At 67.6% G+C, this 14731-nt stretch carries 9 protein-coding genes and 4 pseudogenes; 3 read left to right on the top strand and 10 right to left on the bottom strand.

Features of this window, described 5'->3' with window-relative positions; genetic code table 11:
* Positions 1–111 precede the first annotated feature (111 nt).
* From NPS70_RS08225 to NPS70_RS08210, 4 genes and pseudogenes are all read right to left on the bottom strand, one after another.
* Positions 112–351: pseudogene (locus tag NPS70_RS08225) on the bottom strand (RNA ligase); the annotation flags it as partial.
* Positions 352–611: 260 nt separating this feature from the next.
* A pseudogene (locus tag NPS70_RS08220) lies at positions 612–938 on the bottom strand (transposase); the annotation flags it as partial.
* Positions 939–978: 40 nt separating this feature from the next.
* A complete protein-coding gene (locus NPS70_RS08215) occupies positions 979–1620 on the bottom strand; it encodes a carbonic anhydrase (RefSeq protein WP_256523415.1) in 642 nt (213 codons plus the stop codon).
* A 963-nt stretch (positions 1621–2583) separates the two neighbouring features.
* The gene (locus NPS70_RS08210) at positions 2584–3117 is read right to left on the bottom strand and encodes a sortase (protein WP_256523414.1); all 534 of its coding nucleotides are present in this window, start codon (positions 3115–3117) and stop codon (positions 2584–2586) included.
* A gap of 1047 nt (positions 3118–4164) precedes the next feature.
* On the opposite strand from NPS70_RS08210, the gene NPS70_RS08205 reads away from it, so the two are divergent.
* On the top strand, positions 4165–4536 hold the full coding sequence (locus NPS70_RS08205) for a peptidoglycan-binding domain-containing protein (RefSeq protein WP_256523413.1): 372 nt from the start codon (positions 4165–4167) through the stop codon (positions 4534–4536).
* Between the two features lie 301 nt (positions 4537–4837).
* Here the strand turns inward: NPS70_RS08205 and NPS70_RS08200 are convergent, their stop codons facing one another.
* From NPS70_RS08200 to NPS70_RS08180, 5 genes and pseudogenes are all read right to left on the bottom strand, one after another.
* Complete coding sequence (locus NPS70_RS08200) at positions 4838–6235, bottom strand: hypothetical protein (protein ID WP_256523412.1); 1398 nt, start codon at positions 6233–6235, stop codon at positions 4838–4840.
* A 234-nt stretch (positions 6236–6469) separates the two neighbouring features.
* A complete protein-coding gene (locus NPS70_RS08195; protein WP_256523411.1) occupies positions 6470–6703 on the bottom strand; it encodes a transposase in 234 nt (77 codons plus the stop codon).
* Positions 6704–6883: 180 nt separating this feature from the next.
* Positions 6884–7477, bottom strand: a complete 594-nt coding sequence (locus NPS70_RS08190; RefSeq protein ID WP_256523410.1) for a DUF4291 domain-containing protein — start codon at positions 7475–7477, stop codon at positions 6884–6886.
* Between the two features lie 40 nt (positions 7478–7517).
* Positions 7518–8329: pseudogene (locus tag NPS70_RS08185) on the bottom strand (IS5 family transposase).
* A 37-nt stretch (positions 8330–8366) separates the two neighbouring features.
* Positions 8367–9401, bottom strand: a pseudogene (locus tag NPS70_RS08180) (IS256 family transposase); the annotation flags it as partial.
* 334 nt (positions 9402–9735) lie between these two features.
* Between NPS70_RS08180 and NPS70_RS08175 the strand changes: the two are divergent.
* The gene (locus NPS70_RS08175; protein ID WP_256523409.1) at positions 9736–12567 is read left to right on the top strand and encodes a hypothetical protein; all 2832 of its coding nucleotides are present in this window, start codon (positions 9736–9738) and stop codon (positions 12565–12567) included.
* A 160-nt stretch (positions 12568–12727) separates the two neighbouring features.
* Positions 12728–13150, top strand: a complete 423-nt coding sequence (locus NPS70_RS08170) for a hypothetical protein (RefSeq protein WP_256523408.1) — start codon at positions 12728–12730, stop codon at positions 13148–13150.
* Here NPS70_RS08170 and NPS70_RS08165 read toward each other — a convergent pair.
* A complete protein-coding gene (locus NPS70_RS08165) occupies positions 13147–14361 on the bottom strand; it encodes an IS110 family transposase (protein ID WP_374211961.1) in 1215 nt (404 codons plus the stop codon). The two genes, NPS70_RS08170 and NPS70_RS08165, sit on opposite strands and share 4 nt — an antisense overlap.
* Positions 14362–14731 lie beyond the last annotated feature (370 nt).

Genomic DNA, 14731 nt, shown 5'->3' with positions numbered 1-14731 from the left:
CCGGGAAGATGATCTCGAAGAGGTAGGTAACCCCGGGCTTGATCGACGCGGTGTCGGCGTAGCGCTCGTGCCAGATCCTCGTTGCGTGCAGCGCCTGTCGGAGGCGAACGAGCCGCGGGTCGCGATGGCATGGCCGCCGTCGGGCAGTGGGTAGAGGATGCCGAGCGAGCCGTCGAGTTTGTCGGTGCCCACGACCCCGTCGTCCGGGTCGAAGGTGCCCTCGGGGTGCTCGGAGTAGCTGAAGAACTTCGCGTACGGCCGGGCGAGGATCCGTCCCTGGCGGTCGATGACCAGCCCCCGGCATTGCCGGGTGACCTCGTTCCACTCCCGCTCGAAGACGGCCTTCTCCATGTAGTCGAAGATGCGCAGCAGCAGGGGGGTGAGTCTGCTCGCGAACGTAGTCGGCATCGATGCTGTGCGCGAGAAGAGCGGGGTCGAGCAGGTCACCTATGTGGGAATGCATAGCCTCTCCTGAACTGGGGCGGAGTGACCGATCACCCACGTGCGGCAGGGGTCGGCGTGTGCGGTCTTCTCGAGGCGACGGAACCGAAGGGGAGTGCGGCTCCCCAGCCGTGGCACGCCCCCTGGGAGTGTCGTGATGTCGTGTTGGTTCAGACGGGTTTGATGGTCAGGCCGGTCGCGGCGAGGTAGCCCTCTATGAGGTGACTACGGCACTGGATGTGCTGTAGGCCGCGCCGGATGCGCTGGACGAGGTGTTCGGGGGTGGAGAAGGCGACGTTGGAGGGCACCCCGTCGTAGGGGAGACCAGATCCCTTCGACGGGGTTGAGGTCGGGTGCGTGAGGCAGCTGGTGGTAGATGGTCAGCCAGTCCTGGGCTGCCGCCCATTCCCGCAGGTCGGCGGCTTTGCGGACATGAGGTTGTCCCAGACGAGGAAGATGGGGTCGCCGAGCTGCTGGTGTGCGGCGGTCAGGAGGTCTGGCGCAACGTCCTGGCCTGATGGGGCATGGCCGGGACGGTCAGGATGCTGTGGGGATCCCCGTATCGAGGCCGCGGGTGGCGACGAGCTGCGCGCTGCCGTCGGCCAGCCGGTAGGACAGTCCTACGACGGCGGTCCGGCCGGTGGCCACCGCGTCGGCTAGGACGCGGGAGCGTTCCAGCAGCAGGTCGACGGTCTGCTCGATGTGCTCGGCGAGAATCTCCTCGGCGCTCTCACGTCCGGCGGCGCGGGCGGCCAGCACGCTCGGGGTGACCCGTTCGACCACGTCGCGGACGAAACCGCCGGGCGTTTGTCCGTCCTTGAGGGCGGAGCATGCCGCGGCGACCGCGCCGCACGAGTCGTGGCCGAGGACGACCACCAGCGGGGCGTTCAGGACGCTCACCCCGAACTCGATCGAGCCAAGGACTTCCGTACCAGCGACGTGCCCGGCGGTGCGGACCACGAACAGGTCACCCAGGCCGCGGTCGAAGATGATCTCGGCGGCCAACCGGGAATCGGAGCAGCCGAAGAGTACGGCGAACGGCTGCTGGGCAGGTGCCGTCTGGGTGCGGCGGGCGGCGTCCTGGTTAGGGTGTTCGGGAGTGCCGGCGACGAAACGCTGGTTGCCCGCCATGAGCAGCTCGAAGGCGTCGTGGGGCGTCGGATTATGGGTCTCGATCATGGCCGCAGCCTACGGGGCGCCTACCCTCGCAGCGACCGGTCCGGCCGGACAGCGCCCGGAACGGGCGACGCTGGAGACTCCGTCGATCCCGGTCACCGCCCGGCGTGTACGCCGGAGCAGCCGTGTCCTGCTACTCCTGGGGAAGATGCTCGCCGTCCGGCGCGCAGTGGTGATTGCCCCTGGCGACCGCCCGCAGACCATCCGTCCCCGGTCTTGAGGACGTGCCGTACCGGCTGCGGCCAAACAATCTTGTCGTTTCTTCCTCTTGCGGACGCGTTCAGCCAGGAGCAGCCCCGGCCGACAGCACTGAGACCGGTACCACCCCGGGGCAGGCGGGGGGACTGGTTTCACGGGCTGGCGGCGCGGCCGGGATGGCTGCTGCGCTTGCCGGCCACCATGGCTCCCCGCCCGGAAGGATCAGCCCGTGCCCGGCTGCCGGCGCCTGGGGGAGGTCCGGCACGGGGAGGGCGGGGCCTCCGCGTAGCGCGGTCAGCCGCGGCGGCAGGGCGTCGACGCTCATGTCCGCCACTGGCTGCGGGGCAAGCGGGGGCAGCGCGGGGGCCGGCACGAGAACCGGCCGCGGCCGTCCCCCTGAGCCGTGGCCTCTTCACCCCTCCGCAGCGTGCGGAGGGGGCAGCGCACCGGAGTTCCTCGAAGTAGGTCTCGTCCTCGACCCAGGCCCCGCAGCGGCCTCGGCGGGGGGCGTCAGGAGGTGGCGGGCGTCATGCGCGCTGCAACCGCTCGCGGTTGGGGGTCGGCCGTACTGTCGGACGAGGTGATGGTCACGTCGAGGGGTTCGCCCTGGCGGGGGGTACCGAGGACTGCGGCCCCGGGCGGTGCTCCCGCGTTTCGGTGCCCAGAGAACTTGTCATGACCCCATGGGCTAACTGATGGCCGGGGAGCCGCTCACCGAGCCACGAGAACGACGGAGCCCTGGGGCCGGGGGCCGGGTGGACGTATGGATCAGGCAGCTGTTCGCGTGCCTGTGGAGCGTCGACGCCATGTGGTCACTCCGCCGGCGACGGCTCCGCCGAGCAGCAGCACGCCCAGAGTGAGCCGGAAGTTCGCGTCGTCCAGTTGCCCGGCGCCGGCGGCCCAGCCGTGCCCCGCGTCGATGCCGCCCTTGGGGTGATTGACGATCTGGTACGTGACGGTCTGCTTGATCCGAGGCGGGCACTTGAGGGTCACGGTGTCCGTGCCGGAAGCGGCATTCTCGGGCACCTTGAACGTGCCCACCAGAACACCCTTCCGGTCGCCCGCCAGGAGGTGGAACTTCCCGCCTGCCTCCGACTCACCCTTGCCGTAGGTCTCCTTGCCGCAGGCGGATGTGGTGACGGTGACGGTCCTGCCGGGAGATGCTTGCCGCGGGCTGAGGCTGACGTCGGCGGTGGACTCGCCGGTGGCCGGTTCCGACGTGGCGGCCATGGCGGCGGGGGCGGATAGAGCGAGGGCGCCGATGATCAGGGCGACCTGGGGGCCAACGTGTGCGAGACGCATTCCTTCTCCTTCGGGGGACGTTCCCTGGCCGCTAAGCCATGCGGCGCCTGTGCTGTGTGCTCCTCTGACGAGGCAAACCCCGGAGCGTGATCACCGCAATGTGGGAAGGGTGCGCGAGCTTCGCCCGGTCGGGCTCCTGAGTGGCGCTTCTGTTCGCATTGCCGCAGGTCACGACGATGGACACAGCAGGGAGAAAGTGACGCTGCCTCAGAGGCGAATGGGCGAGGGTTCCGGCTGTGGGTTCACTCGTGGCCCCGCCGCTCCCATTGCGGCTCACGACGCCTGAGGGGCCATGAGATGAGTACGCGAAGACTCTGGTTCTCCCAGCGGGTCCAGTAGGGCTCGTCGTCGTGCGCGGCGGTCCGCGGCTCGTGCGGATGCCCTGGAAGCCCGGCCCGATCCCGCGCCGCTTCGGCGGCCTCCGTGCGGCGGTCACCGTCACCGCGGTGGCGGTCGGTCGTGGTCGTCGACGGCGATGCCCGGGCGTCGGGGGACGTCGCGGCTCGTGGCCGCCACAGCGGCGAGGGCCTGCGCCGCCTCTGGCCCGGAACTTCCCAGTGCGTCGGTCGAGTGTCGATCGTGCGGAGGACGCCCTCGACGGCTGCCGCGCTCCAGGTGCCCGGGCCCGCGATGCCGGCGAGGTGGCAGGCGGTCTCCGCCATCCCGCTCGGCGTGCTGCTCGCCCCGGAGCGCGGCCCGCTCTGCCGGCTTTATGAGCAGCCCTGTCGCCGTCCCGTTCCAACGTTCCGTGGCAGGCGCCAGACCAGAGTGCCCCGCGACCCGCGCACTGCCGTGAACAACTGCGGCCACCACCGCCAGGCCACTTTCCCGTCCCGGGAAGTCCCGTCTCAGGGCAGTCCGGGCCCTGATCAAGGGCGGGAACGTCCCAGGAACTCCCGGGAACCCCGCCGGCCCTTCCGGGGCGTGCGGACAGCGATCACCGTTTGTCTCGGCGCCCGGCGGGAACCGCGCTTCCTGCTCCCGCCCGGCCCCTGCCCTTCGGGCAACCGATGCCCAGGCAGGCACATGATGAGAAGGAGACACGTCGTGCTGACCAAGAAGCTGACCCTCGGACTGTCGACCGCGGCCCTCCTGGGGGTGGGGGCGCTCGGCTCCCCCGCAGTGGCGAGCCCGGCCCCGGCCGCCAACGGCCAGGCCGCGGTGATGTCCGTGCCCGGGTGCCTGCACGTGGGGTCACACGCAGTGGTCAAGTACGGTGACAGCAACCGCCACGTGAAGCATGCCCAGTGCCTGCTGAGGAAGGTCAAGGGCTACAACGTGGCCATGGACGGCATCTTCGGGGCCAAGACCAGGAGTGCGGTGATCAAGGCACAGAAGCGCTGCTACCCGAACAGGCCCGCCGAGTGGGACGGCATCGTCGGCAACAAGACCTGGGCCTGCCTGCACTACAAGCTCTGACGGACACCTCAGCCGGGCCGCTCAACGGCCGCTCGCCCCCGACCGCGGCCGGCCCACCACACGGGCGCGAGCCAGGCCTCCCAGAGCGGTCGCCCCCTCGCAGGGAGGGAGCCTCGTATCTGCGTCGCCTTCGGGAGGTCACAGGGCCGGGCAACCCCAGGGGTTGGGGAGCGTCGGTGCACCGTGCACGGGGACGACCGGCCGTATCCCGTGCCTTCCGGGGGACAGTTCAGGAAGTCCTCGTCCTGGGGGCGGCCCGGTACCGGGTAGATGGCGAGGTCTCCGACGGCAGGCCCCTCCCTCAGCCAGTGCCGGTGCTCGGTTCCCGGTGTGCGCCTCGTGCCCCGACCTGGGCCGGGGCGACGGGACGTACCTCTTCGCGTGCATCCGTGTCCCGTGGCTCGGTGGGGTGGGCGGTGTGTGTGGTGGTCACGCGAGGAGCGCGGCGAGGGCCGTGGCCGCTGCGGTGGCGAGGGTGATGACCGCGGTGAAGGTGGTGGCGGCGCGAGTGAGGGCGGTGGGGTAGGTGGCGCCGTCGAGGCGGGCGACCCTCGTCCGAGCTGTCCTCACCCTTCATTTTAGCCAGCTCAGGCCGATGATGGAAAGGGCTCAGGGCCTGATTCCAGTGCCGCATCGCGACTTTGATGGTGACGTGCTCGGCATTGGCCTGTAGTGCATTGGTCACCAGATCCGAGAGGATGCGCCGCACGAGCTGGTAGTCGGTCGCATGCAGTTTGATGTCGCGGGCCGCCTCGTCCAAGTGACATCTCTCGCGCCATTCACGGGTCAGCACTGCGATGGCGGCTTCCCACAGATCTTCCAGTCGTCCACCGGCGCCGGTGGTGTCGTGACTGAGCCAGGCCCGGCGCACTTCCTCCAACTGCACCAAGGCGTTACGCGTCAGCCCCCGGACCTCACTGCGCTGGTAGTGGGGGCTCCCCACGGCCGTCAGGATGGACACTATGGAGTTCTTCGCCAGGCTGTGCAGATCCTGGGCGGCGCCCAGCCGTACGACCTGCTCGCAGTCCTTGACCGTGGCTGCCGCCGCACTCAGGACCTGATCGAAGCACGTCCATGCCACCCACAACAGGAGGAAGCTGGCGCTGAGCAGTACGCGCAGGCCGATCGGGATGGCCGCCAGCTCCGGGTTCCAGTCGGGTGTGAACAGAGTCGCGCCGATCAGAGTCAGGCCAGGAGGAACGGCGTGCCGTACCCATTGCAGGGGAAGGGGTGGCGCACCGCTGCTGCGGTCGGGGCCCAGTTCCACAGGGATTGAGGGCGCGTAGAAACCAGGATCGAGTACGACGTTCAGGAAGACCGAGTGCGTGTACGCCACCACCGAGACCAGTGCGACGATCTCAGCTTCTCGCGAGATGCCTGCAACCCCCCACGGGCCCACGTACGCCAATCCCGCGATCAGAATGCCCGCGCCCTCCAGCAGGCCGGGCAGATCCACCGTCGCACGGCCCCTGGTGCCGGTCAGGTGCGAGACCAGACGCCGCATGCCGGGCAGTTGGTCGAGGTACTCGATCAGCCAGGGGCGGGCATGCACATGAGAGGCCACCGTCCCCACCGTGACCACGGCCAGAGCCAGGACTGCGTGGACGACCTGATCGGGTGCCGCCCACGGCAGCACCGACCACAGCATTGCCACAAGGCCCAACCGGAGCCAGGTGGTGGTCTGATGCTGCGCGTCCATAGCGCGTACCGCGGTCGCCCACATCACCTCGTGCCGCGCGTGCTGCATGGTTTGCCTTCCAGGTCTGCCGAACCGTGCTCACCATCCTTGGGACCACGCACGTGCGGTGCCAGCAATACATCGCAGTTTTCCCTGGAAGTGAAGTTCCTCCGAGCAGGTCGTCGCCGATGCCTTCGACCAGGCCGAAGCCCGCGACCCGCAGCATCTGCGGGACGGGGCCCGTCAGCACGGGGTTCACCGCGGCTCCGTCAGGACCTGGCCGACGGCGTCCGCTGGGGTGCGGGGGCGGGGAACGGACAGGGAGGGCGCGAGGTCGAGCCGCTTGTCCATCTCCAGGCGGAAGGTGCCGTTCGGGTTGATGTTCGACCAGAACAGTGCGGTCAGCCCGCGCCGATCCTCGTCCGAGAGCTTCTTCGCCCAGGCCGGATCGGCGAGGACCTGCTGGACCAGAAGCGTGTTGACGTGCACAACGGGTGTGAGTAGTTGACGTACAGGAAATCCCGGTGAGAACGATCATGGTCGTTTAGCACACGTGATCGGCTTGGTGCGGGGGTTCGGAGGAAGATCTTCGATCGCTGCCGGGGCATGGCTACCGTCCGCCGCATGCCGGTGGAGTTTTTAGAGGTCATCTCATTTGGTGGTTTGTAGCTACCGGTATAGGTGAGCCAGAACCTCATCACTCACAGGGTAGGGACGTTCATGCGGTAGGAGTTGCTGGGCGGCGTCCAGCTCTCCGCCCTGCACACGGGCATGCACCAGGCGGGCCAACGCCGTGACATCGGTGATGGAGACGATCCACTCGTCGGCGTAGAGGTGGGCGGCTTCATCAGCCAGGCCCAGCTGGAGTGTTCGGTGAGGAAGCGGCTGAAGGTGCAGGTCGCGTTCCGGGTCCCATTGCACGCGGGCAGGGGCCCGCTTCAGCTGGCGTCTCCACGCGTTGCGGTCGGTGTGGAGTCCGCGCTCATAGTGCGATAGGCAGGAGTGCCGCATCGCCCACTCGAAGCCTTCCCGGGTGATCTCGACGGCGAGGACGTGTTCCTGACCTTCCTTGGTGCCCCAACCGCAGCGGTACATCATCCACAGGAATGACGGCTTGATCCACGTCATCCGGTCCCGCTGCCACACTGCTGGGAAGCGGCCGTCGCGGGCCGCCGCCAGACCGATCTCCGGCGAGTACGCCTGGTAGACGGTGACCGTGGCGTCCGTGTGAAGGGCTCGGATCTGATGCTTGGGTTCTGTCACTGGATCAGGGTGATCACCCCACTTCACGGGCGCCAACGAATTACCGAGGCGGGAGGCCGCCGAGTCTGCGGTAGCAGATGAGGGTGCAGGCGATGGCGGCGAAGGCGAGGAAGTGGTCGGCCTTGCGTTCGCAGCGTCGGTGGAGGCGGCGGCAGCCGGCGAGCCAGGCCATGGTGCGTTCGACGGTCTAGCGATGACGGCCCAGCCGCTGCGAGGACTCGATGCCCTTGCGGGCGATGCGGTGGGTAATGCCACGTTCACGCAGCCATCGCCGCAGGTGGGAGTAGTCGTAGCCCTTGTCGCCGTGAAGCTTGCCCGGCTTACGCCGCCGGGGCCCGCGGCGGGACCGGATCGGGGGTATGCCTTTCACCAGCGGGATCAAGGCCCGGCTGTCGTGCAGGTTCGCTGCCGAGATTCCGACGGAGATGGGCAGACCGTTCCGTTCGGTGATCAGGTGGATCCTCGAGCCGTACTTACCCCGGTCGACAGGATTCGGGCCTGTCAGGTCCCCCTTTTCATGGCCCGCATGTTCACCGAGTCGATCGCGCAGCGGGACCAGTCCAGCTCGCCCCGGGAGCCGAGCTCGTCGAGGACGAGGCGGTAGAGCTTGGCCCACACGCAGGCCTTCGTCCACTCCGAGAAACGCCGGTGGGCCGTCGCTCCCGACGGCCCGAACGACGCCGACGGCAACTGCTGCCACGTACATCCCGACGTGGCCACGAACACGATCGCGGCCAGCACCTCCCGGTCACCATGCCGCCGCCGGCCACCGCCCTGAGGCCGCGACGGCGCCTCCGGCACCACCCGCTGGAACAGCTCCCACAACTCGTCCGGCACCAGTTGCTCAACAATCCCCACCACGACCGACAGGCTACCTACTCAACCAAATGAGATGACGTCTTAAGCGCTCCAGCGGGTTGGTCGACTGGATCTTCTTCCAGTGCTGGTGAGGGAAGTCGGCGAAGGCGGTCAGCTCCTCCTTGGCGTCCAGGAGCATCTTCTTGACCTTGGGGAACTGCTTGCCGAAGGCGTCGGCGACGGTGTCGAGCTGGGCGCGGACCGAGACGGCATCGGGCTGGGCGAAGATCGTGCGGATGGTCGCGGCGGCCATCTCGGCGTGCTGCTTCGGAATGACCGAGAAGACGTTGCGGACGAAGTGATCGCGGCAGCGCTGGTGTGCTGCTCCGATCATGACCTTGCCGATCGCGGCGACCAGGCCGAGGTGCTGGTCGGAGATGACGAGGCGGACCCCGTTCAGACCGCGTTTGCGCAGGTCACGCGGGAAGGTGGTCCAGAAGGTCTCGTTCTCGCTGTCGCCGACCATGATGCCGAGGACTTCGCGGCCCCCGTCCTCGGTGACGCCGGTGGCGATGACCACGGCGCGGGAGGCGATCTGGTGGTCGACGCGGGCTTTGAGGTAGGTGGCGTCGAGGTAGACGTAGGGGAAGCGGGTGTGGTCCAGGGGGCGGTTGCGGAAGGCGTTGAGGCTTTCGTCGAGGTCGCCGCAGATTCGGGAGACCTCGCTCTTGGAGATGCCGGTGTCCGAGCCGAGGGCTTTGACCAGGTCGTCGACGCTGCGGGTGGACACACCATGGACGTATGCCTCGATGATGACGGCGTAGAGGGCCTGGTCGACGCGGCGTCGGCGTTCGAGCAGGCTGGGGAAGAAGGTGCCGGCGCGGAGTTTGGGGATCGCGAGTTCCAGGTCGCCGGCCTGGGTGGTCCGGGTCCGTTCGCGGTGGCCGTTGCGGTAGGCGGTGCGGGTCTCGGTGTGATCGCCCCATGCGGCACTGATGTGCTGTGTCGCCTCGGCTTCTATCAGTTCTTGCAGGACTCGTTCGGCCGCGGTCCGGACGATCTCCAGTTCGTTCGCCGAGCGGAGTGACTCCAGAAGGCGGAGCAGGTCATCATGGGCCAGGGCCATCGTGCACCTCCCGGTCGGATTCACCGTTCACCGCGGAGAGTTGCACGGTGGCCCGTCCGTGTTCAGGGCGCACGAGCGGTCCACCAGGGGCAACGTGGTGGCGAGCCGGGGGCGCACATCAGCCAAGAACGGCTACACCACTTCAAGGGACACCATCTGACGCCAGAGCAGGTGGAGCAACTGATCGAGCTGCTCAAGGGGGATTCGCTGCGGGTATGCCTGCCATCCTCTTGCTTGGTGTGCACAAACTGCGCCACCTTCAGGAGAACGCCTCCCACCGTGCTGGCCTCGGGAGTAGCATCCGCAGGCTCTGCACTCGGGGGAAGGTGGACGGATGCTGCGGCTGCAGGCCTGGCTGGAGTTATGGGCGGCGAGGGCCTTCGACTTCGTCGACGGTGTCGACAAGCCGGCGATCTACCAACGGTGCGTGCTGGCCGCAGTTGACGCGCCCGAGACGAAGCGGCTGCTCGGCAAACGTGCCGGCGTAGACCGCGACGCCGTCGTAGAGCGCATGATGACGACGCGGTACCACCGCTATACCACCCTCCGCTGCCCATCAACCCCGCTCGACAGAGCGATAGAGGACCTGGCCGAGGCCCGGGACAAACACGAGCGAGCGGCTCGAGCGACACAATGGAACTGGCGAGTGGTCTGCTCGCTGGTCGCTGCCGGCTCTTTGGCCCTGCTGGTATTCAGTGGCCTAATCGCCTTGCTCATAGCGGTTGTGGTGGCGGCAGTCATCATGGTCACGCTGTTCATCTGGCGTGGGTCCCGACTGTGGTCCAACCTGAGGCAGTGCCTGATAGCCGCAGGGCTCAAGGGCGCGTGGCTCGTTCAGCGCATAGAGGTAGGAGCGTGCGCCGCACGCTGGGGTGAAGAGCTGCAAGAGACAGGTACCGGTCCCGTGGTGGCCGACCTGGTCCGCCACATGCTGGGCGACGACCCCGACTCCCTCTTCATCCCCGACGACTACGAATGGGGCCTGCGCGCGCCCCGAGCGCCCGGCTTCATCATCGAGAACGCGGCCCGGCGTCAACTCGAGCGTAAGCTCACACACCTTGAGGACGGCACCATCGCCGTCTGCGGCCCACGCGGTGCAGGCAAATCGACGCTGCTGGAGCAGTGCGTCAAGAAGGCCGGCTTCGGCGTGATCGTCCAAGCACCGGCCACCTACGCCCCCCACGACTTCCTGCTGTCGCTGTCGGTCCAGCTGTGCGAGAAGTACATGCGGGCCCGCGGCTATGAGCCCACCGGCTTCGCGCGCCTGTCGCCCGCGCGCCGAGCCCTGCGGCGCATAAGGCTCCAAGTCAAACGGCTGAGCCGGTGGAGCTCCTTCGCGCTGCCCGCCACCGCCCTGGTGGTGCTGGGGCTTTCCGCCTCGGTGCGGTCCTTCTACAAGCAGTACGCCACGTCCGCATCGGACGCCGCGCACGCGTACACCAGCTCGATACACGACGACGTCACGGCCATCTGGCAGGGCCACGCCGTCGTCGCGAGCTTGGCCGTCACGATCGGCGGGATCGCCTGGTGGAAGTCACGGCACGTCGCCTGGCTGCCCCGCATGCTGGGACGCCTGTGGATGCGCGGCATCAGACCTATCGGTCTGCTCCTGGCCTGGGCATCCGCAGCCACTCTGCTGCTCGACGAACAGATCCGCCAGCAGGCCCTGAAACTCCATGCCACCCAGCCCGAGGCCCTCTACCGCGCTGTCGGCTACGCAGGAGGGCTGCTGCTCATGTGGTGGTTCTTGCGCTTCGTTCGCGACATGGGAGTCGAGTTTCCTCTTGGAAGGTGGCACATCTTCCTGGAGAGGATCTTCCGCCCGATCAGCGCCGCCGCGGGAATCTACCTGCTGTTCTTCCTCATCACGAACCCGCAGATACGGTCCCTTCTGGAGGACCCGGAAAACCCGCTGCGACTGGCAGGCTTCATCGCCGGAGTCCTGGTGTCGAAGCTGGGGGACTGGCAGCCGCAGTCTGAAGAACCCGAGTTGGTCACGCGATGCCAGAGCCACCTCTACCGTCTTCAGACGATCCAGCAGGCCACCCACGGCCTGACCACCGGGAGCACTGCCCAGATCCTGAGCCTGGGCACCAACCACTCCGCGTCTGTGTCCACCGTCCCCCCGAACTACCCGGAACTGGTTGAAGAATTTCGCGAACTGCTCAGGTGCATCGCCATCGAAAGGACTGAAGCGGGCAAGACCGTCGTGATCGCCATCGACGAAGTGGACCGCTTGGGCGCGGACACCGATGCGCTCGCGTTCCTTCGGGAGATCAAAGCCATCCTGGGCGTTCCTCTGGTCCACTACCTGATCTCGGTTGCTGAGGACGTGGGAGCCGCCTTCGTCCGCAGAGGACTTCCGCACCGGGACGCCACCGACAGCTCCCTCGACGACATCATCCATGTCCAGCCCAGCACCCTCAGCGACTCACGCGCCATCCTCGCCAAGCGCTCCCAGACACTGAAGGAACCCCACATCCTGCTCGCCCACGCGCTGTCAGGCGGCATCCTGCGCGACCTGCTCCGCTACGGCCTACAGCTCCGCGAGACACAGGACAAGACCCAGTCCTACGAGCTCACAGACATTTCGCGGCAACTCATCCTGGAAGAACTCGCGGAGACCTTTGCTGGCTTCCGCACCCTGCTGAGCAAACTGCAGTGGTCGCACGACACCAACGGCATCCTCGCTTCCTTCCGCACGCTCAGCAGCTACCTGCGTGACCCCTGTCCATGCGTAGAAGCGGATGTACTCCGCACGCTTGATCACTTCGCCTTCCACGCCTACGGCGCCCGCCCTCTTCCTGCGACCGCCGGCGACTCGTCACATCGACCACCAGACGATCCAGAGATCAGCATCAGCGCACGCCAGCTCATCGACGAAGCATCCACGTACGCCTACTTCTCACTCACCCTGCTCGACATCTTCAGCACCGACGGACTCGAGCGCCGTACGCAACTGGCAGCCGGGCACGGCCAGGACGGCGATCCTGAACGGCTATCCGATGCACGACAGGAACTCGGGATATCGCCCTACAGCGCCCGTCCTCTGATCGACAGCATTCGCAAGGCATGGTCCCTGCCTCTCGGACCGGCCCCCGATAGTCGTATCCCAGCATCAACTGTGAGGTGCCCCCGCCACAGGAGCCGCCCGAACATCCCGTGAGGTCAACTCGGTCGACCGCCGATGCGCAGCATTTACATGGCCCCGGTGGTGTCCGCCGGGCGGGCACGGTGTCGCCGCGGGCGCCCGCCCGGGGGGGGTGCCCCTATCACTTTGGTCAAGGTGGATGGGTGCTGGTCCGGGCGTCTGGAACGATGTGCCCGTGCATGCTGATGATCAGGTTGGCGAGGGTGTCTCTGCGGAGCTCGCGGTGTTTCTCCGGAACGCCGCCGAGGGCCGTCCGGTGAAGATCGTTCCTTCCGTCTGCGGCGGGTGTGGCGGGCGCGTGTTCTTCGTGCTCGTTGACGATGTCGAGGGCGGAGCCGAGCGTGTGTGCGCTGGTTGCGGCGTCCGCGCGTTCATCGCGGATAGCGAGGAGTTCTGGGAGGACGCGGATCCGGGCGAGGCCTGCTGCCCGTGCGGGAGCGAGGAGTTCGAGACCGCGGCCGCGTTCTCCCTGGCCGACGACGGATCGGTCCGCTGGGTGACCGTTGGGCTGCGGTGCCAGAAGGACGGCGCCGCGGGGGTCTATGCCGACTGGAAGATCGATTACGGACCCACGGATCACCTCCTGACCATGGTCTAGGTCTGCGGAACGACGGCCCTAACGGGCTGCGGTTCGTAGAAGGTGCCGTCGCGGAGCATCGCGAAGAGGACGTCTGCCCGTCGTCGGGCGAGGCAGAGCAGGGCCTGAGTGTGGTGCTTCCCTTGGGCGATCTTCTTGTCGTAGTAGGCCCGCGATGCCGGGTCGCCCAGGGCCGCGAACGCGGAGAGGAAGAAGGCCCTCTTGAGCTGCTTGTTCCCTCTTCGGGAGGGCTGTTCGCCGCGGATCGAGGACCCGGAACTGTGGGTCGCGGGTGCGAGACCGGCGTAGGCGGCGAGGTGGCCGACGGTCGGGAAGGTGCTGCCGTCGCCGACCTCGATCAGGATCCTGGCTCCGGTCCTGACGCCGATGCCAGGCATGGACGTCAGGACCTTCGAAAGAGGGTGGGCCTCCAGCAGTTCCTCGATCCGTGCGGCCAGCAGTTTCCGCTGGTCAAGGACGGCGGCCAGGGACCCGGCCAGGCTCGGGACGATCAGCGCTGCCGCCTCGGTCCCCGGAACGGTGACGGTCTGCTCGTCCAGAGCGGCGAAGATCTCCTCGACCAGCCGCTCGGCCATCCTCGGCGCCTTCGGCCGCAGCAGCGTCACCAGCCGTCGCCGGCCGGCCTTGCGGATCTGGTCCGGTGAGCCGAACCGCTCCAGCAACGTGAGGACAGCCGGGTGCTGCAATCGCGGTCCCAGGACCCGTTCCAGCGATGGATGGATCTGGGTCAGCAGGCCGTGGAGCCGGTTCGCGACCCTCGTGGCCTCGCCGGCCAGGTCGTCGTCGAACCCGACGATCATCTCCAGCTCGGCGATCGTCTCGTCCTCGCCGTCGATCGCCCGCAGCGTGTGCGGCATCGCGCGGGCCGCGTCCGCGATGATGAACGCGTCCTTCGCGTCCGTCTTCGCCTCGCCGGGGTAGAGGTCGGCGATCCGCCGCATCGTCAGGCCGGGCAGATAGGCGACCGGGCAGCCCATGTCCCTCGCGACCGCCAGCGGCAGGGCCCCGATTGAGGCGGGCTGGTCGACCACGACCAGCACGGTTCCGTGCTTGGCCTTCAGCTTGGCGAAGAGCTCGCGGAGTTTGGGTTCGGTGTTGGGTAACCGCTTGTCGAAGGCCTTCTTGCCGGCCGGGGTGACGGCTGTGGCGTGGTGTTCGCCCTTGCCGACGTCCAGGCCGAGGAAGACGTCGATGTTGCCGGTGTCGATCACGTGCAGGCCCCTCCATCACGCTTTCGTCCGGCCTTGCCTCGGCACCGAGCTGCCACATCCACGTTACGGAGAGCTCTTCCGGCTCGGGTGAAGCCGGTGCTCAAGCCCCTCATCAGCGGTCCGTCGATGCCTCCGGGCCCGGTGACACCACCCCCCGGATCATCACCAACAAGGGGGGGGAAGTCATGCCGGACCCGAAGGCCGGAGGCCCCATTGCGGAGCCACGAAAAAGGTAACGGGGGGGATCGGCCGTGAAGTTCCGGTGAACTGTCCCGCCTCACGGGATCGGGCTTTTTTGCAGGTCAGAGCGGGTGTCCTCTGTGGGCATGTTGAGTGTCGCGAAGGTTCAGAGGCGTAATGCGTGGCGGTA

This window comes from Streptomyces sp. C10-9-1, from assembly GCF_024497955.1.
Taxonomy (GTDB): Bacteria; Actinomycetota; Actinomycetes; order Streptomycetales; family Streptomycetaceae; genus Streptomyces; species Streptomyces sanyensis.
Note: the sequence above shows the minus strand (reverse complement) of the source record. Positions and strands in the feature narration are given on the sequence as shown.

Coding starts and splice junctions, on each gene's coding strand:
- NPS70_RS08215 (WP_256523415.1), bottom strand. CDS start 1,620: ATGATCGAGACCCATAATCCGACGCCCCACGACGCCTTCGAGCTGCTC.
- NPS70_RS08210 (WP_256523414.1), bottom strand. CDS start 3,117: ATGCGTCTCGCACACGTTGGCCCCCAGGTCGCCCTGATCATCGGCGCC.
- NPS70_RS08200 (WP_256523412.1), bottom strand. CDS start 6,235: ATGGACGCGCAGCATCAGACCACCACCTGGCTCCGGTTGGGCCTTGTG.
- NPS70_RS08175 (WP_256523409.1), top strand. CDS start 9,736: ATGCTGCGGCTGCAGGCCTGGCTGGAGTTATGGGCGGCGAGGGCCTTC.